Origin of the sequence: Pseudomonas vanderleydeniana (assembly GCF_014268755.2) — a bacterium.
Lineage (GTDB): Bacteria > Pseudomonadota > Gammaproteobacteria > Pseudomonadales > Pseudomonadaceae > Aquipseudomonas > Aquipseudomonas vanderleydeniana.
In genome coordinates this window covers 5,466,690-5,482,790 of the sequence record NZ_CP077093.1, presented here as the reverse complement: position 1 = coordinate 5,482,790, position 16,101 = coordinate 5,466,690, and the positions used below count along the sequence as shown (strand labels likewise).

17 protein-coding genes are annotated in these 16,101 nt (G+C 61.6%); 15 read left to right on the top strand and 2 right to left on the bottom strand.

The window, feature by feature from the left end; all coding sequences use genetic code 11:
* The 4 genes from mltG (at nucleotide 1) to HU752_RS24480 (ending at nucleotide 4,066) form a co-directional block, all read left to right on the top strand.
* Nucleotides 1–1,164, top strand: coding sequence for an endolytic transglycosylase MltG (gene mltG, locus HU752_RS24495; RefSeq protein WP_186681518.1), 1,164 nt, complete (start codon nucleotides 1–3; stop codon nucleotides 1,162–1,164).
* Nucleotides 1,165–1,486: 322 nt separating this feature from the next.
* The gene (gene alaE / locus HU752_RS24490) at nucleotides 1,487–1,900 is read left to right on the top strand and encodes an L-alanine exporter AlaE (protein ID WP_186681516.1); all 414 of its coding nucleotides are present in this window, start codon (nucleotides 1,487–1,489) and stop codon (nucleotides 1,898–1,900) included.
* Nucleotides 1,901–1,912: 12 nt separating this feature from the next.
* Entirely contained in the window at nucleotides 1,913–2,911 is a 999-nt protein-coding gene (locus HU752_RS24485; protein WP_186681514.1) for a hypothetical protein, read from the top strand.
* Nucleotides 2,912–4,066, top strand: a complete 1,155-nt coding sequence (locus HU752_RS24480) for a cysteine desulfurase family protein (protein ID WP_186681512.1) — start codon at nucleotides 2,912–2,914, stop codon at nucleotides 4,064–4,066.
* 48 nt (nucleotides 4,067–4,114) lie between these two features.
* Here the strand turns inward: HU752_RS24480 and HU752_RS24475 are convergent, their stop codons facing one another.
* Nucleotides 4,115–5,041, bottom strand: a complete 927-nt coding sequence (locus tag HU752_RS24475; protein ID WP_186681510.1) for a LysR family transcriptional regulator — start codon at nucleotides 5,039–5,041, stop codon at nucleotides 4,115–4,117.
* Nucleotides 5,042–5,577: 536 nt separating this feature from the next.
* Between HU752_RS24475 and HU752_RS24470 the strand changes: the two genes are divergently transcribed.
* Together HU752_RS24470 and prfH are read left to right on the top strand one after the other, a co-directional pair.
* On the top strand, nucleotides 5,578–6,714 hold the full coding sequence (locus tag HU752_RS24470) for an RNA ligase RtcB family protein (protein ID WP_186681508.1): 1,137 nt from the start codon (nucleotides 5,578–5,580) through the stop codon (nucleotides 6,712–6,714).
* Nucleotides 6,714–7,331 carry a peptide chain release factor H gene (gene prfH / locus HU752_RS24465; RefSeq protein ID WP_186681506.1) on the top strand — a complete coding sequence of 206 codons (618 nt, stop codon included), beginning with the start codon at nucleotides 6,714–6,716 and terminating at the stop codon, nucleotides 7,329–7,331. The genes HU752_RS24470 and prfH overlap by 1 nt, the downstream gene beginning before the upstream one ends.
* Nucleotides 7,332–7,450: 119 nt before the next feature.
* On the opposite strand, the gene HU752_RS24460 is transcribed toward prfH, so the two are convergent.
* Complete coding sequence (locus HU752_RS24460; RefSeq protein ID WP_186681504.1) at nucleotides 7,451–8,209, bottom strand: deoxynucleotide monophosphate kinase family protein; 759 nt, start codon at nucleotides 8,207–8,209, stop codon at nucleotides 7,451–7,453.
* Between the two features lie 216 nt (nucleotides 8,210–8,425).
* Between HU752_RS24460 and HU752_RS24455 the strand changes: the two genes are divergently transcribed.
* The 9 genes from HU752_RS24455 (at nucleotide 8,426) to HU752_RS24415 (ending at nucleotide 16,059) form a co-directional block, all read left to right on the top strand.
* The gene (locus HU752_RS24455; RefSeq protein ID WP_186681503.1) at nucleotides 8,426–9,412 is read left to right on the top strand and encodes a DNA polymerase III subunit delta'; all 987 of its coding nucleotides are present in this window, start codon (nucleotides 8,426–8,428) and stop codon (nucleotides 9,410–9,412) included.
* Nucleotides 9,413–9,456: 44 nt separating this feature from the next.
* On the top strand, nucleotides 9,457–9,813 hold the full coding sequence (locus HU752_RS24450) for a PilZ domain-containing protein (RefSeq protein ID WP_017905754.1): 357 nt from the start codon (nucleotides 9,457–9,459) through the stop codon (nucleotides 9,811–9,813).
* Between the two features lie 14 nt (nucleotides 9,814–9,827).
* A complete protein-coding gene (locus HU752_RS24445; protein ID WP_186681501.1) occupies nucleotides 9,828–10,610 on the top strand; it encodes a TatD family hydrolase in 783 nt (260 codons plus the stop codon).
* Nucleotides 10,611–11,112: 502 nt separating this feature from the next.
* Nucleotides 11,113–11,751 carry a TetR/AcrR family transcriptional regulator gene (locus tag HU752_RS24440; protein WP_186681500.1) on the top strand — a complete coding sequence of 213 codons (639 nt, stop codon included), beginning with the start codon at nucleotides 11,113–11,115 and terminating at the stop codon, nucleotides 11,749–11,751.
* 228 nt (nucleotides 11,752–11,979) lie between these two features.
* Nucleotides 11,980–12,948 carry a GTP 3',8-cyclase MoaA gene (locus tag HU752_RS24435; protein WP_186681498.1) on the top strand — a complete coding sequence of 323 codons (969 nt, stop codon included), beginning with the start codon at nucleotides 11,980–11,982 and terminating at the stop codon, nucleotides 12,946–12,948.
* Nucleotides 12,949–13,073: 125 nt separating this feature from the next.
* Entirely contained in the window at nucleotides 13,074–13,679 is a 606-nt protein-coding gene (locus tag HU752_RS24430) for a DUF4823 domain-containing protein (RefSeq protein WP_186681497.1), read from the top strand.
* 17 nt (nucleotides 13,680–13,696) lie between these two features.
* Nucleotides 13,697–14,260 (top strand): DUF1285 domain-containing protein, encoded by a 564-nt coding sequence (locus tag HU752_RS24425; protein WP_186681495.1) that lies wholly within the window; start codon nucleotides 13,697–13,699, stop codon nucleotides 14,258–14,260.
* An 84-nt stretch (nucleotides 14,261–14,344) separates the two neighbouring features.
* Nucleotides 14,345–15,058: a GntR family transcriptional regulator gene (locus HU752_RS24420; RefSeq protein WP_186681493.1), complete on the top strand. Its 714-nt coding sequence runs from the start codon at nucleotides 14,345–14,347 to the stop codon at nucleotides 15,056–15,058.
* A complete protein-coding gene (locus HU752_RS24415) occupies nucleotides 15,055–16,059 on the top strand; it encodes an ADP-ribosylglycohydrolase family protein (protein WP_186681491.1) in 1,005 nt (334 codons plus the stop codon). The genes HU752_RS24420 and HU752_RS24415 overlap by 4 nt, the downstream gene beginning before the upstream one ends.
* Nucleotides 16,060–16,101 lie beyond the last annotated feature (42 nt).

The following is a 16,101-nucleotide window of genomic DNA, read 5'->3' as shown; positions in this document are numbered from 1 at the left end:
TTGATACGTAAATTCTTGTTGCTGCTGCAGACTGGTCTGGTGCTGGCGGGATTGCTGCTGGGCGTTTCGGCCTGGAAGATCCATTCTGCGCTGGAGCAGACCCTCGATGTGACGCAGGAGCAATTGCTCGACGTGCCGGCCGGTGCGACACCTACCGGTACCTTCAACCGCATGGAGGCCGAGGGCACCCTGCATGATGCCTTCTGGCTGCGGTTGTACTGGCGCTTCAACCTGTCCGGGGTGCAGTTGCACAGCGGCGAATATCGCCTCACGCCGGGCATGACCGTGCGTACGTTGTTCGGTCTCTGGCAGCGGGGTGAAGTGGTGCAGTACAGCCTGACCCTGGTCGAGGGCTGGAACTTCCACCAAGTGCGCAATGCGCTCGCCAAGCAGGAAAAACTCCAGCAGACCCTGGCCGGCCTCAGTGATAGCGAAGTCATGACCAGGCTCGGCCACAAGGATGTATTTCCGGAAGGGCGTTTCTTCCCGGATACCTATCGATTCGTGCGTGGGATGACCGATGCCGAACTGCTGGAAAAAGCCTACGACCGCCTGCAGAACGTCCTGGCCCAGGAGTGGGAGAAGCGTTCGGCCGACGCGCCGTATACCGAACCCTACCAGGCGCTGATCATGGCCTCGCTGGTGGAGAAGGAAACCGGCGTACCCCAGGAGCGCGGGCAGATCGCTGGTGTGTTCGTGCGCCGCATGCAGCTCGGCATGTTGCTGCAGACCGACCCGACGGTGATCTATGGCCTGGGCGAGCGCTACACCGGCAAGTTGACCCGGGCCCACCTGCGCGAAGCCAACCCCTACAACACCTACCTCAACGTCGGCCTGCCGCCGACCCCGATTGCGATGGTCGGTCGTGAGGCGATCCATGCCGCGCTGAATCCGGTGGAGGGCAAGAGCCTGTACTTCGTCGCCCGTGGCGATGGCAGCCATGTCTTCTCCGATGACCTGGACTCGCACAACAATGCGGTGCGTGAATTCCAGCTCAAGCGACGGGCAGACTATCGCTCGAGCCCGGCGCCCGCTCAGGCTCCGGGGGGCGCGGCGAGTCCTGCGCCGGGCGCCGAGGCCAAGCCTGTCGTGCCAGCCCAGGAACCCGGCGAGCCGGCACAAGTGCCGCCTGTCTCCGAGCCTGAGACGAAAGACGCTCAGTGACCGGCCATGGGGAACCTATTTCCGGCTCTGTCAGGTCCGTGGTGGCTGGTCGGCAGGGTTTCGTTGAATCCTGCCATGACAGATAGAGCGCTCCAGTAACCTGGTAGGGATCGCAGGGTCGTGCAGGTGCGTAGTCAGCCTGGGTGGAGAGCCATCTCGAACCGGAACAGCTGTCGTCTGCAAACGAGATAGGGGCACTCCCGGAAATCTCGTATCATCCCGGGATTATTGCAAATAATGTTGCAATCAACCTGGTAAGAGTTTTCGCTCCCTCATGTCGTCGCTAAATAATAATCTGGAAGTTGCGTCCGGTAGTCAGCGCTTGAAGAATTTCTGGGCTGATACATTCGCGCTCAATACGTTCTGTTATTTCATTTCTATCCCTATTGAACTCGGCTTTGCCCAGATGAGTTTTACGACTCACCTGATGGCACGGTTCATCGGCTTATTCATTATCACCGGGACCGCTCGTCCGTTCGGGATCTGGCGCGATTTCGTGTTTCGGAGAATGAAACTGTCGGCCAGCGATACCGGACTAAAGCCTTATATCGTCGATACCTTGGCCTATCTCTCCTTCGAACTTCCCCTTTATATGATCAACATGAGTATCAGCGGTGCCTCGCTGGTGCAGGCGTTGAAGGCTGCGTTGATATTCTGTGTCATTGCAGGTGTTGTTGGCAGGCCCTATGGCCTCTACAGGGCCTATATAAGAAGAAAACTATTCAATCTGGACTGATGAGTGCGGTATATGGATATCAAGTCGATCGTTCAAGCAATCACCTTACAAAAGGAATTCCGGGAGAACATTGTCATCGACTGTGGGCATACCACGATCTTTTCCTCTGACCAGGGATATCGCTTCGGGGTACAGGGAGCGCCCAGTGCGAGCGAACTGCTGACCTTCAAGTTGGGTGTCGAACTGTTTGCAGCGTTACAACACACGGACCGAAAAATTTTGCTCAACCTCTGTCTGTCTGACCTGTTGGGTATCAAGGGCGGCAATGACGAGCGTCGGAAAATTGCTCAGGATCTGCAAGGCGAGCAAAAAGCCGATTATATCCCTGTGGCCTATAGAGGGATTCTCGAAAAGCATGGCGTACCGCTCGAGCGGGTGAAGGTTATCCTCCAGTCCCGGGGCAATGACCTGTTCAAGAAAGTCCTGCGACGTACGCGTTCAGGCATTGAGCAGCTCAAGGCGGTCAATCCGGACTATCTTCACGAAACATTCCAGCAGACCAATGCGCTTTTCCTGTCTACGGAAAATCAGGGGCTGTTTTCGCTGACCACACCCTATCTTTATGATACTCGGGTTGAAGACAGTTATTTCGGCGGGACCTGGTGGAAAGATTATGGCTCGATCAATCAGCGTGATCTGGAGCATTGTCCGCTGGTGCGGTTGAAGAAGAATCCGGTGATCAATCTCTACGAAACCGGGGGGCGAGTGCTGTGTCCAGCAACTTACGGTGGGCTGTTGTGCCAGTTCGACAATGCCACCGATCACATTGCCGTCTATGCCAGGGGTGACGATGAGTTCATCGGTGAAAAGGTCGCTCGTGGCATTGTCGCCGCCAATGTACTGATCGAAAAGTTTTCTAGGAACTGCGCCCAGATCATCGTCAATCAGGATGAACAGATTGAGTACTCCTTCATTGGCAAGGATGTGGTGGGCAGCAGAAGTCTCGACAGCGGGGCCTTCATTGCGCAAGTGCAGGATGTGCTGCAGGGCAACAACATGGAGCTCGTTTGAATGACTGCCTCGATGATCTATCTCGACAATGCCGCTTCCGCACTGCCATTCGGCGATGCCGTCAATTTTCAGGTCGCGCCGGGTAATCCGTCCAGCGATCATCCGGCAGGGCATGCGGCCAAGGCGATATTGGATAGGACCCGAGACCAGTTGAGCGCGCTGTTCGGTGGTCGGCCCGGTGAGTACTACTTCTGTTCTGGCGCCACGGAGGCGGCCAACCTCATCATCCAGGGCCACTGCCAGTTCTTGAAGGCGACGCAATCGCCGCGCAACCAGATCATTGTCAGCGCAATCGAGCACCCGGCGATATTCAATACGGTCAAGCATATGCAACAGCTTGGCTTCGGCATCGACGTGGTGCCGGTCGATCGCTGCGGCATTATCGAAACTTCCTATCTGTATGACGCCCTCAGTGAGCGTACTGCCATGGTGCTGGTCATGGGGGTCAACAATGAAACTGGAGCGTGTCAGCCGGTGGATGAGATCGCCCGGCGGGTGAAGATGCTCGACGCGCAGATTCCGGTCATTTGCGATGGTGTGCAGATGTTGACCAAGGTGGCGGCGCCTGACCTGGCGTGTGTGGATGCCATTATTGGTTCGGGACACAAGTTGGGAGCCGCCAAGGGGATCGGTTTCTTCTTCCTGAGTCATCGCCTCAGGCTGTTTCCGCTCCAGCTTGGCGGAGAGCAGGAATCCGGTATCCGTCCGGGCACGGAGAACCTCTACGGGATCGAGTCGTTGTATCGGGCGCTGCGGCATCATGAAAGGAATGCCGATGGGTTCCAGAGTCATGTGCGGCAATTGGGCACTCTGCTGCTAGAGACGCTTGCACGCCTGCACGTTGCCTTTTCGCTCAATACGCAGGACGGTGATACCTCCGGCTATGTGTTTTCCCTGCGCTTTGCCGGGCTGGATGCTAGCAAGGCCATGAAGCTTCTTGCACAACGCAATATCTGTGTGTCGAAGGGCTCGGCTTGCAGCAGTGTTTCACCCGTACCTTCCCGGGTCCTGAGCGCCATGAAACTCACCCCCGCCGAAATGGGTTCCACACTGAGGGTATCGTTCAGCCCGCTGTCTCGGCCGGAGGAAGTGCTGGCGTTTTGCGAGGCAATCAGGTCGATCCTTTCAGTCGAGGCCAAGGTCGTCTCGGGCTGATATCGATCATCCTGCCGAACGGGGGCGATGTTTACGCGTCGCCCTGGTTCAATGAATGTTCGAGCGGAAGAAATGCTTGCCTTCGGTCAGGAAGCTGGCCAGCGCATTGGCCGTGGCGCTCAAGCCATGACGGCCATTGCAGATCAGAAAGGATTGGCGGATTGCCCAGGGCGCAAGCAGGGGGCGTAGCGCGACGTCCAGCATGTCGACATACATTTCACCAACGAGCTTGGGCACGATGGCGATGCCCAATCCGGCGTGCACCATGCGGCACATTGCCTCGAGGCTGGCGGCCCGGCTGCTGGTGATGAACAGGGCCCCCAATGTCGCGTATTCGCGCTTGAGCAGTTGCATCAACGAGGTGTCGAGCTTCAGGCCGATCACTTTCTCTGCGGTTAACTCTGCCAGTTGCAATGAGTCGGCGACAGCAAGTCGGTGCCGTTTTGGCAGCAGGACGCAAAGTTGGTCCTGCCGATAGGGCACCGCGTCAAAATCATCAAGGCCGCAGATCTCGTTGCAGATGGCGAAGTCCGCACCATGTCCGGCAATGGTCCGCACGGCTTGCGGACTGGGCTGTTCCTCAAGTTCGACGTCGATGTCCGGGAACAGTCGGGCGAAAGCGGCAATGTCCTGGGTCAGGAACTGCATGACGGTGGAGGGGTTGGCGACGACGCGGACGGTGCCCTTGCTTCCGGACCTGAATTGCAGGAGCTCGGCCCCCAGTTCCTGGATGCTGTCGGCAACGCTCAGAGCACTTTGCCAGACGGCATTTCCAGCGGGTGTCACGTTGATGCCACGCGCATGACGATGGATCAGTGGCAGTCCGACCAGCGCTTCGATTTCCGAGATTCGGCGACTTACAGCTGATGCCGTAATGAACTCACGTTCTGCAGCACGGGAAATACTGCCTTCCTGGCATACGGCGGCAAACAGGCGCAATGAAACCAGATCCAGCTTTCTAACCAGGTCTTCCATGAAGTTGCTTACTCATCCTGAGTAAATAGTTGAAACAGTGCTGAATTGTCCGGGCATTTCTAATGCAGGTCAAGAAAACTGCGGCTTTCGAGGGAGTCTTTGCATAGCGGGACGAACCAGTTAAGCGGAACGATGGTTCCAATTGTTGACGAAATGGCTGGCAAGTAAAAAGTTGGTTTCTGATAGTTTGCAAGATACTCAGGTATGTACCGGATCAGTAGGCTTGTGCATGTCTGCGCCCGGCAGCCTGTTGTATCACTGCCGCATCTGCGCTAGCATGCTGGCCTTTCTTCCATCACGCAGCCAAGGAGACCATCATGCAAAACATCGCATTTTCCCTGGCAGAGCGCGCCCAAGCTTGAATTCCCCCGTGCCCGGCACTGCTGCCGCGCACGTCGAATGGCCTTCGGCCCCGGCTCTGTCCTAGCCAACATTTCCTGATTTCGTTTTACTGAACCGTCCGGTTCGGGACCGTATCGTGCCTGCGCATCCGTCGCGCCGGGCCGTCGCGTCTTGCCGGATGGATGGGATTATTCATGGGCAATTGCATGCAAACCCTGTCCGAGACCGTCACTTTGCTGGCCTCGGACGACACCTGGATCGAGGGCTCCGCGATCCAGCAACTTCACACCACCGCTGCGCTGCCGGGCATGGCCCGCGTGGCCGGTATGCCGGACCTGCACCCCGGTCGCGGCTATCCCGTGGGCGCGGCCTTCTTTTCCGTGGGGCGCTTGTACCCGGCCTTGATCGGCGGCGACATCGGCTGCGGCATGGCGCTGTGGCGCACGGACCTCGCCGTGGGCAAACTGAGCGCAGACAAACTGGACAAGCGGCTGGGCAACCTGGATCGCCCGCTGGACGAAGACTGGCAAGAGCGGGTGGCGGCGCTGGCGCTGCCGGCGAGCGGCTTCGAAGGCGCGCTGGGCACTATCGGCGGCGGCAATCATTTCGCCGAGCTGCAACGCGTGGACCAGATCTACGACGTCGAACGCAGCGCCGAACTGGCGTTGGATTCCAAGCGGCTGCTGCTGTTGGTGCACAGTGGTTCGCGTGGCCTGGGCCAGGCCATTCTGCGCGAGCAGGTAGACCAGCACGGCCACGCCGGCTTGTTGGAGGGCAGCGCGGATTGCGCCGCCTACCTGGCCCGTCACAACGAGGGCCTGCGCTTTGCCGAGGCCAACCGGCTGTTGATTGCGCAGCGCATGCTGGAGCGGCTGCGTGCCGAGGGCGAGCTGCTGCTGGACGTCAACCACAACCTGGTATCGCCGGCCCGCATCCGCGGCGTCGACGGCTGGTTGCACCGCAAGGGCGCGACACCGGCGGATGCCGGACTGGTGGCGATTCCCGGTTCGCGCGGGGATTTCACCTATCTGGTGGAGCCTCTGCCCAGCGAGCTGAGCCTGTTGTCGCTGGCGCATGGCGCCGGGCGCAAGTGGATGCGCAGTGAGTGCAAGGATCGGTTGTCGCGGCGCTTCAGTCCGGCACAACTGGGGCGCACCCGCCTGGGCGGCCATGTGATCTGCGAGGATCGGCAGCTGATCTACGAGGAGGCGCCGGAGGCCTACAAACCGGTGGACAGCATCGTCGATACCCTGGTCCGGGCTGGCCTGGTGCGGCCATTGGCGCGGTTGGCGCCGGTGCTGACCTATAAAACCCGCGGGGAGTGCTGCTGATGGTTCTGCTGCAATTTTCCGCCGCCCAGGGGCCGGAGGAATGCTGCCTGGCCGTGGCCAAGGCGCTGAAGCGCTTGCAGGTGGAGGCCGAGGCGCAAACTGTACGGATGACGCTGCTGGAGCAGGAGGACGGTCCGCGGCCGGGCACACTGCGCTCGGCGCTGCTGAGTCTGGAGGGAGCGACTGCCGAAGTGCTGGCGGCGCAATGGATCGGCACGCTGCAGTGGCAGGCGACCAGTCCCTACCGGCCGCGCCACCAGCGCAAGAACTGGTTCATCGGCGTAGCGCGTTGCCCGGAGCCGGCCGCTGGCCTGGCGGGGGAAATCCGCTTCGAGACCCTGCGCGCGTCAGGACCTGGTGGCCAGCACGTCAACCGCACCGAATCGGCGGTGCGGGCTACCCACCTGGCCAGCGGCATCAGCGTCAAGGTGCAGTCGGAGCGTAGCCAGCACGCGAACAAGCGGTTGGCGCTGGGCCTTATCGCGCTGAAGCTGGAGGCGTTGGCGGAGTGCGATGCGGCCGGCGCACGTGCGGCGCGGCGCCTGCTGCACCATCAGGTGGAGCGCGGTAATCCTGGCCGGGTGTTCGTCGGCGAGCGGTTCGAACCGCTGCACTGACATCGCGCCGTCGGGCGGGTGGCTGCACGCGCCAGCCCGACAGCGAGTGCGGAGGAGGGCTTGAGCGCCATTTCGCTGGCAAGCCAGGCTCCTGCAGGGGGCGTGAAGGCGGCCAGGTTTCAGGGGGTTGCCCGGGTGATGGTTCTGTGCTGCTGCCATGCCTGCATCACTGCTGTCTGCAAATGCTCCAGGCTGCCGTCATTGACGATCAATACATCCTCGGGCTGACGTGCGACGCCCAGTTCCGAGGAGTGCGCATTGACCCGTTGCAGATTGGGGCGGGTGATGTGCCAGATCACGCCATGGTGCTCGCGCAGGTACCTGGCTTCGTTCTCGAAGCGGATGTCCTTGATGATGATCGTCGAGGCGCTGGCCGGCAGCGGCGGACGGCGCTTGAGCGGCATCAGCGGCAGCCGGGCGCGTTTTGCCGCGTAGTCGGGGTCGAAGGCCAGGGCGTGCCGTTCGATCAGGGCCACGGCCTCCCGTGGGGAAATGTTCCAGCTCGGATCGACCTGCGAGTAATGTCCCGTGTCCCAGATCTGCGCATCCGAAAAGTCGAAGAACGCCTGGGCCGCCAGGCGAAAGGGCGCGTCGGCGGCCGCCAGGTCCGGCGTGCCCGACCAGGCACTGTCGTCCTGCGGCGGATTGATCTCGCGATCCGCCCGCTGCAACCAGTGGTCTGGGTTATGATTGCGCATCCATTCCGTGCCGACTTGCTGGAAGAACTCGCGCGGGGAACGGTTCCACAGATCAATCTTCTGCTCTTTTAATGTATCGTCCCAGGTTTGTTCATCGCTCAGGCCGAACAGGGCCTGGCAGCCGACCTTGAGTGGATCGGCCAGGGCGAATGCGGCGATCTCCGCTTGTGCGAGCAGCATTGACGCTACCGTGTCTTTGCCGGACCTGGCGAGTGCGGCTAGCCCGATGATGGTTCTCAAACTGTGCTCCTGGAGCCTTGCCAGAGTGGCCGATGCAAGAGGCCTCCCTGTTTACCGGTTGTCGAAAGGATACCCATACTGCTGTGTTTAGATTTTTTATCAAGATAAAACAACAGGCTGGCGCGTGCTGTCGTGCGCTCGCGACGGGGTTGCAGCATGGCTGAAGCCTATCCCTGGCAGGGCAGCCTCTGGCAGCAACTGGCCGGTCGTACCCAGCATGCCCATGCCTACCTGCTGCATGGCCCGGCGGGGATCGGCAAGCGGGCGCTGGCCGAGCGGCTGATGGCACTGCTGCTGTGCAAGAGCCCGGCAGGCCTGGAGGCGTGCGGGCAGTGCAAGTCATGCCTGCTGCTGGCGGCTGGCAGTCACCCGGACAACTACATCCTGGAACCCGAGGAAGCCGACAAGGCGATCAAGGTCGACCAGGTACGCGACCTGGTCGGCTTCGTCGCCCAGACTGCGCAGTTGGGCGGGCGCAAGGTGGTGCTGATCGAGCCGGTGGAGTCGATGAACATCAACGCTGCCAACGCCCTGCTCAAGAGCCTGGAGGAGCCGTCCGGCGACACCGTGCTGCTGCTGGTCAGCCACCAGTCCAGCCGCCTGCTGCCGACCGTGCGCAGCCGCTGCGTGCAGCAGGCCTGTCCGTTGCCGAGCGAGGCGATGAGCCTGCAGTGGCTGACCGCTGCCTTGCCTGACTGCAGCGAAGAGGAACGGGTGGAACTGCTGACCCTGGCGGCAGGTTCGCCGCTGATGGCGGCCAACCTGCAGAGCCAGGGCGTGCGCGAGCAAAGGGCCCAGGTGGTTGACGGGGTGAAGAAACTGCTCAAGCAACAGATGTCGGCGACCCAACTGGCCGAAGGTTGGAACGCCATCTCGCTGTTGCTGCTGTTCGACTGGTTCTGTGACTGGTCGAACCTGATCCTGCGTTATCAGCTGACCCAGGACGAGGACGGCCTCGGCCTGGCGGATATGCGCAAGGTGGTGCAGTACCTGGCGCAGAAGGCGTCCCGGGAGAAGGTACTGAATATCCAGGACTGGATTCTTGCCCAACGCCAGAAGGTGTTGAGCAAGGCCAACCTCAACCGGGTGCTGCTGCTCGAGGCCCTGCTGGTGCAGTGGGCAGCTTTGCCTACCCAAAACTGAGGCCAAAGGCCTAGAATCGGGTTATCCGCATTCAGGGAGTCCGCATGAACGAACCTATTGGTCCTGGCCCGCGCAACGGCATCCTGTCACTGACCATCAAGGACAAGTCGGTGCTGTACGCGGCCTATATGCCCTTTATCAAGAATGGCGGCCTGTTCATCCCCACCAACAAGAGCTACAAGTTGGGCGACGAGGTGTTCATGCTGCTCAACCTCATGGACGAACCGGAGAAGATTCCGGTCGCCGGCAAGGTCACCTGGATCACCCCCAAGGGGGCCCAGGGCAATCGCGCGGCCGGTATCGGCGTGCAGTTCAATGATGGCGACAATACCGCCCGCAGCAAGATCGAAACCCATCTGGCCGGTGCCCTGAAGTCCGACCGTCCCACTCATACGATGTAGTTGTCACTTTTCCTATGCTTGTAGATTCCCATTGCCATCTCGACCGCCTCGACCTCACCGCGCACGACGGTTCCCTCGATGCGGCCCTGGAGGCTGCGCGCCAGCGCGGTGTCGGCCACTTCCTGTGCATCGGCGTCAGCGCCGACAATGCGGCCGAAGTGAAGGCGCTGGCCGAGCGTTATGCCGATGTCGACTGTTCGGTCGGCGTCCACCCTCTGGACGTCAAGCCCGATGCGACGCCGGCGCTCGACTGGCTGTTGCGCGAACTCGATCATCCGCGGGTGGTGGCGATCGGTGAAACCGGCCTGGACTATCACTACGAACCGGAAGCGGCCGAGGTGCAGCAGGCGTCCTTCCGCCTGCACCTGGAGGCGGCGCAGAAGACCGGCAAACCGGTGATCGTGCATACCCGCGGCGCCCGGGCCGATACCCTGCAACTGCTGCGCGAAGCTCAATTGCCCCAGGCCGGTGTGCTGCATTGCTTCACGGAAGACTGGGACATGGCCAGGGCGGCGCTGGATCTGGGCTTCTATATCTCATTGTCGGGCATCGTCACCTTCCGCAATGCCGACGCCCTGCGCGATGTGGCCCGCCAAGTGCCGGCCGACCGCCTGCTGGTCGAGACCGATTCGCCGTACCTGGCGCCGATTCCCCATCGGGGCAAGCCGAACCTGCCGCAGTATGTGCGGGAAGTGGCGGAGTACCTGGCGATGCTACGGGGTGTGCCTTACGAGCAGTTTGCCGAGCAGACCACCGAGAACTTCAAGCGGTTGTTTCCAATGGCGCATGTGGCCTGAGCAGGCTCTTTCGCGGATGAACCGGCGCCCCGGTTCATCCGCGAACAGCTACACCGCAGCAGGAGCTGATATCCCCAGCCCATCCGCGAAAAGGGACCTTGAATCGCAGGCAAAAAAAACCCGGGTTCTGGGGGGTGAATCCGGGTTAAGACCATTAGGAGTAAAACAAAGGCGCGCGGTCCCTTGGCACCTTTATCGACGTGGCACTTGGGGGATATGCCCGCCGACATTTGAAGTATTGGCCAGTATTGCGTCACGTCCAGTCGGGTCTGCTCATTTTTTAAACAGATTTGGAATACACCCGCTTCCCTTGAGTTCTCACTCGTCCACCCGGGTGCGGCCCTTGTCGTAGAGCGACGCAGCGTGACCCGAACGAAGATTTTTTGACCGGCGAAGACTGATTCGTCGATAGTGAAAACGAAAAGCCACTGATGATTCGTGCAATTTGGCGCGGCTCAGGCATAATACTTCGCTTCGATTTTGCCCCTACAGACCTTTTCTTATGCACAAAGAACCCCGTAAGGTCCGTGAGTTTCGCCGCCGTGAGCAGGAAATTCTCGATACCGCGCTAAAGCTGTTCCTCGAACAGGGTGAAGACAGTGTCACCGTCGAGATGATCGCGGATGCCGTCGGTATCGGCAAAGGCACCATTTACAAGCACTTCAAGTCCAAGGCGGAGATCTACCTGCGCCTGATGCTCGACTACGAGCGCGACTTGAACGAGCTGCTGCACTCGGCCGACGTCGACAAGGACAAGGAAGCACTGTCTCGCGCCTACTTCGAATTCCGCATGCGCGACCCTCAGCGCTACCGGCTGTTCGACCGCCTGGAAGAGAAGGTGGTCAAGGGGCACCAGGTCCCGGAGATGGTCGAGGAGCTGCACAAGATCCGCGCCTCCAACTTCGAACGCCTGACCCTGCTGATCAAGGGTCGTATCAGCGAAGGCAAGCTGGAAGACGTGCCGCCCTATTTCCACTACTGTGCCGCCTGGGCGCTGGTACACGGCGCAGTCGCGCTGTACCACTCGCCGTTCTGGAGCAATGTGCTGGAAGACCAGGAAGGCTTCTTCCAGTTCCTGATGGATATCGGCGTGCGCATGGGCAACAAGCGCAAGCGCGACACCGATCATCCGCCGGCCTGAGTTCTATACTTGTCACAGCAAGGGACTTGCGAGAAAGGACTTGCCAAAACCTGATTTTGGAGTCAGCTTTTGGTGGGTGCGGCGTTTTGGTATCGCACTGCTCCTGTAGGAGCCAGCTTGCTGGCGATCGTGGTGTTCCAGCCGGTATATTGGTTACTGGCAGTCCGCTATCGCCCGTCAGCCGGCTCCTACAGGTTCGAGTTTCCAAGTTCTGCGTCGGAGTATCCCATGATCGTTGACCGTCAAGGCAGGCGCTTTCGCAATCTGCGAATCAGCCTGACGTCCGCCTGCAACTATGCCTGCACCTACTGCGTGCCCAACGGCAAGCGGCTGGTGGCGGCCCAGGACGAGTTGTCGGCCGAGGCCATGGCGCGCGGGGTCGCCTACCTGATCGAGGCGGCGGGCATCGAGCGGCTGCGCATCACCGGCGGTGAACCGCTGGTCAGCCCCAAGCTGGAAGCCTTCATGGGCGCAGTTGGCAAACTGGGTCTGGATGACATCAGCCTGACGACCAATGGTCAGTTGCTGGCACGCAAGCTGCCGCTGCTGCTGGAGGCCGGGATCCGGCGAATCAACGTATCCCTCGACACCCTCGATCCGGACGCCTTTCGCGGTATCGCCCGGGGCGGCGACCTGGCCAGCGTGCTCGACGGCATGGAGCGGGCGCGGGCGGCTGGCTTGAAGATCAAGGTCAACATGGTGCCGCTGCGTGGACAGAACCTGGACCAGGTGATGCCGCTGCTCGACTATTGCCTGGAGCGCGGCTACGAGCTGCGTTTCATTGAGCTGATGCGCATGGGCCACCTGGCCAGCGACAGCAATGCCTTTCTCCAGCAATTCGTCAGCCTCCAGCAGTTGCTGGAACTGATCGGTGAACGTTATGCCTACCTGCAGGCCAATGCGCCAGTCGACGCCACGGCCGTGCGCTACGAGATCCCCGGGCGTGGCTACTTCGGGGTGATCGCCAACGAAAGCGTGCCGTTCTGTCGGACCTGCTCGCGGCTACGACTGTCTTCCACGGGCTGGCTGCATGGCTGCCTGTCATCGAGCAACCGGCATTATGTCGGCGACCTGCTGGACAAGCCGCGCCACGAGGCCCTGCCAGCGTTGCAGCGCCTGCTGGTCAAGGCGTTGGGCGACAAGCAGCCGGTGGCCTTCTCCGGCGGCGCCACGGTGATGAAGATCATCGGCGGGTGATCGCCTGGGCATTGGTGTGACCCCCGTTCGCCCTCCAGGAGCCTCCACTCTCAAGCGATCTGGCGCGGAAGCTGCATCTTGCGGCTATTCGCCGGTTTTCCGTCACCGGCCTCTGGAGGATTAGGATGCGTAGCCTGGTTATGCTGCTGGCGCTGTTGGCGCTGGGCGGCTGCATGAAAGTCAGCGACCTGGAAGAAGGGGCGCGTTATCAGATGAGCGACGCGGGGTTGCTCGATCATAGCGATACGCGCCGTACCCACTCGTTCCGCATCCAGCCGGATTCCTTCATCTACATCGCCCAGGGGCCGTTTGCTCCACCCGGTGGAGCCTACCCGCGGCCCAACGTGGTGGCGGAAGAAGCCTTCAACGGCTTCGTCGAATACTTCCCGATGGTGCGTCGTGCCCGTGGGCCGGTTGGCCTCGACCAGGCCATGGCCGAAGCCCGCTCCGCCGGTGCCCACTATCTGCTGTACACCCGTTTCGCCAAGGCCGACGACCGCATCGGCAACTACGACGAGTGGGCCGACCAGGAAGCCGTCGACCGGCTGGGCGTCGACACCAGTGTGCTGCAGATCATGCTGATCGAGACCAGCACCCAATACCTGATCGACACCGCGCGGATCAAGAGTCGTGGCGGTTTACTGACGTTCCATGACAACAAACCGCAAGACCTGATCGCCAAGCCGCTGGCACAATATGCCCGTAGCCTGCTGGGCTTGAGCGATCAGTAAGTCATTCGGGAGTGGACATGAGTGAATCAGGCAAGGCCAACGACCTGTTGGCGCAGATCCCCGGGACGGAAAAGGGGCTGCCGCCGGTTCACCTGTGGAACCCGGACTTCTGCGGCGATATCGACATGCGAATCGCCCGTGACGGCACCTGGTACTACCTGGGCACGCCCATCGGGCGCAAACCCATGGTCAAGCTGTTCTCGACCATCCTGCGTCGGGATGGTGACGACTATTTCCTGGTCACTCCGGTGGAAAAGGTCGGCATCAAGGTCGACGATGCGCCCTTCGTCGCCGTGACCCTCGCAGTCGAAGGGCAGGGCGAGGCGCAACAACTGCGCTTCACCACCCAGGTCGAAGAGCAGGTGACGGCTGGCGGCGAGCACCCGATCCGGGTGTCGATCGATCCCCTGAGCGAAGAGCCGGCGCCCTATATCCACGTGCGCAGCAACCTCGAGGCGCTGATCCACCGCAACGTGTTCTACCAGCTGGTCGACCTGGCGGTGACGCGGCAGATCGATGGCCAATCCTGGCTGGGCGTGTGGAGCGCTGGCGAGTTCTTCCCGATCGGCCTGGAACCCTGAGGCTGCGCTACAGGCCCCACCATTCATCTTCCTGAAACACAAACCCCTTGCAGTCACAGGCCTGTTTCGGTTATCAAATTGTACATGATTAGACATGTTCGATTTGACAAGAAAAAACGGGTGGTCGATGAGCTGATCCGGCGCATCGAAAGCGGTCTCCTCGGCGACGGCTTTCTGCTTCCGGGCGAGCATCAGTTGGCCGAAGAGTTCTCGGTGAGCCGTGGCACCCTGCGCGAGGCCCTGGCCGAGCTCAAGCGGCGCAACTACATCGCGACCCAGAGCGGCGTCGGCTCGATCGTGACCTACGACGGCATGACCCTCGACCAGAGCGCTGGCTGGGCCCAGGCCCTGGCCGACTCCGGTGCGCAGATCAGCACCGAGATCCTGCGTTTCGAAGCCGTGCAGCGACCGGACCTGCTCAGCCGCTACGGGACCGGGCAGTTCATTGCGCTCGACCGGCGCCGGCGCAACGCCGAAGGCGTCGTGGTATCGCTCGAATACTCGCTGCTGCCGGCCAGCGGCGGCCTGGAGCGCTTGCCTGAAACCGGCCTGATCGACCATTCCCTGACCATTACCCTGGCCGCCCATGGCTTCATCGGCCAGCACGGCGACCAGTGGATCGGCGCTGAACCCCTCGGCGAGGTCGAGGCCGAACAGCTCGGGCGTCCGGTCGGTACCGTCTTTCTCAAGGCCCTGCGCACCACCTATGACCGCCAGGGTCGTTTCATGGAGCAGGTGCAGAGCCTGCTCGATCCCCAGCATTTCCGCCTGCACCTGGCGTTTGGAAACCCGACATGACCCCGACCAGCCGTGCCCTCGGCGCATTCTACGGGCTGGCCCTGGGCGACGCCCTCGGCATGCCGACCCAGTCCCTGAGCCGCGCCCAGATCCAGGCGCGATTCGGCAGCATCCGTGGCCTGGTGGACGCAGGGCCCGACCAGCCGATCGCGCCAAACATGCCGGCCGGATCGATCACCGATGACACCGAGCAGGCGATCCTGGTCGGCCAGTTGCTGGTCGACGGCCAGGGCCACATCAAGCCCGCCGTGCTCGCCGAGCGGCTGATCGCCTGGGAAGCGGTGATGAAGGCCAAGGGCTCGCAGGACCTGCTGGGCCCGTCGACCAAGCGGGCGATCGAGATGATCCTCGCTGGCCACAGCCCTGAAGAGGCCGGGCGCTACGGCACCACCAACGGTGCGGCGATGCGCATCACCCCAGTGGGAATCGCCGCCGATATCGCCCAGCCCCAGCGCTTTATCGACGCCGTGGTGCAGGCCTGCCAGGTGACTCACAACACCACCCTGGGAATCGCCAGTGCTGCTGCCGTGGCCGCAGTGATTTCCAGCGGGATCAATGGCAAGGGCCTGGTGCATGCCCTGGAGGCCGGGACCGAGATGGCGTTCGCTGCCGAGCAGCATGGGCATTGGGTCGCTGGCGGGCGTATCGGCCCGCGCCTGCGCTGGGCGCGACAACTGGCTGCCAGTTGCGCCGAATCGGAACTGCCGGAGCTGCTCTACGACGTGGTCGGTACTTCCGTCGCCAGCCAGGAGTCGGTGGTGGTTGCCTTTGCCCTGGCCCAGCGGGTGGCACGCGGGCAGTTGGGCACTTTCGATGCGGTCTGCCTGGCCGCCAGCATCGGTGGCGACACCGACACCATCGCCGGGATCCTCGGCGCCATGCTCGGTGCCTGCGACGGCCTCGAGTGCTGGCCGGCCGAGCTCATCGCACAGATCATCGAAGTCAACGGCCTGGAACTGGCCCCCCTGGTCCAGGGCCTGGTCGCCCTGCGTACTGCCTGACGTAACAACCTGCAATGGACTGCAAACCGTCGAGGCTGGTGC

Coding starts and splice junctions, on each gene's coding strand:
- HU752_RS24485 (WP_186681514.1), top strand. CDS start 1,913: ATGGATATCAAGTCGATCGTTCAAGCAATCACCTTACAAAAGGAATTC.
- HU752_RS24480 (WP_186681512.1), top strand. CDS start 2,912: ATGACTGCCTCGATGATCTATCTCGACAATGCCGCTTCCGCACTGCCA.
- HU752_RS24475 (WP_186681510.1), bottom strand. CDS start 5,041: ATGGAAGACCTGGTTAGAAAGCTGGATCTGGTTTCATTGCGCCTGTTT.
- HU752_RS24470 (WP_186681508.1), top strand. CDS start 5,578: ATGGGCAATTGCATGCAAACCCTGTCCGAGACCGTCACTTTGCTGGCC.
- prfH (WP_186681506.1), top strand. CDS start 6,714: ATGGTTCTGCTGCAATTTTCCGCCGCCCAGGGGCCGGAGGAATGCTGC.
- HU752_RS24460 (WP_186681504.1), bottom strand. CDS start 8,209: ATGCTGCTCGCACAAGCGGAGATCGCCGCATTCGCCCTGGCCGATCCA.
- HU752_RS24455 (WP_186681503.1), top strand. CDS start 8,426: ATGGCTGAAGCCTATCCCTGGCAGGGCAGCCTCTGGCAGCAACTGGCC.
- HU752_RS24450 (WP_017905754.1), top strand. CDS start 9,457: ATGAACGAACCTATTGGTCCTGGCCCGCGCAACGGCATCCTGTCACTG.
- HU752_RS24445 (WP_186681501.1), top strand. CDS start 9,828: ATGCTTGTAGATTCCCATTGCCATCTCGACCGCCTCGACCTCACCGCG.
- HU752_RS24440 (WP_186681500.1), top strand. CDS start 11,113: ATGCACAAAGAACCCCGTAAGGTCCGTGAGTTTCGCCGCCGTGAGCAG.
- HU752_RS24435 (WP_186681498.1), top strand. CDS start 11,980: ATGATCGTTGACCGTCAAGGCAGGCGCTTTCGCAATCTGCGAATCAGC.
- HU752_RS24430 (WP_186681497.1), top strand. CDS start 13,074: ATGCGTAGCCTGGTTATGCTGCTGGCGCTGTTGGCGCTGGGCGGCTGC.
- HU752_RS24425 (WP_186681495.1), top strand. CDS start 13,697: ATGAGTGAATCAGGCAAGGCCAACGACCTGTTGGCGCAGATCCCCGGG.
- HU752_RS24420 (WP_186681493.1), top strand. CDS start 14,345: ATGATTAGACATGTTCGATTTGACAAGAAAAAACGGGTGGTCGATGAG.
- HU752_RS24415 (WP_186681491.1), top strand. CDS start 15,055: ATGACCCCGACCAGCCGTGCCCTCGGCGCATTCTACGGGCTGGCCCTG.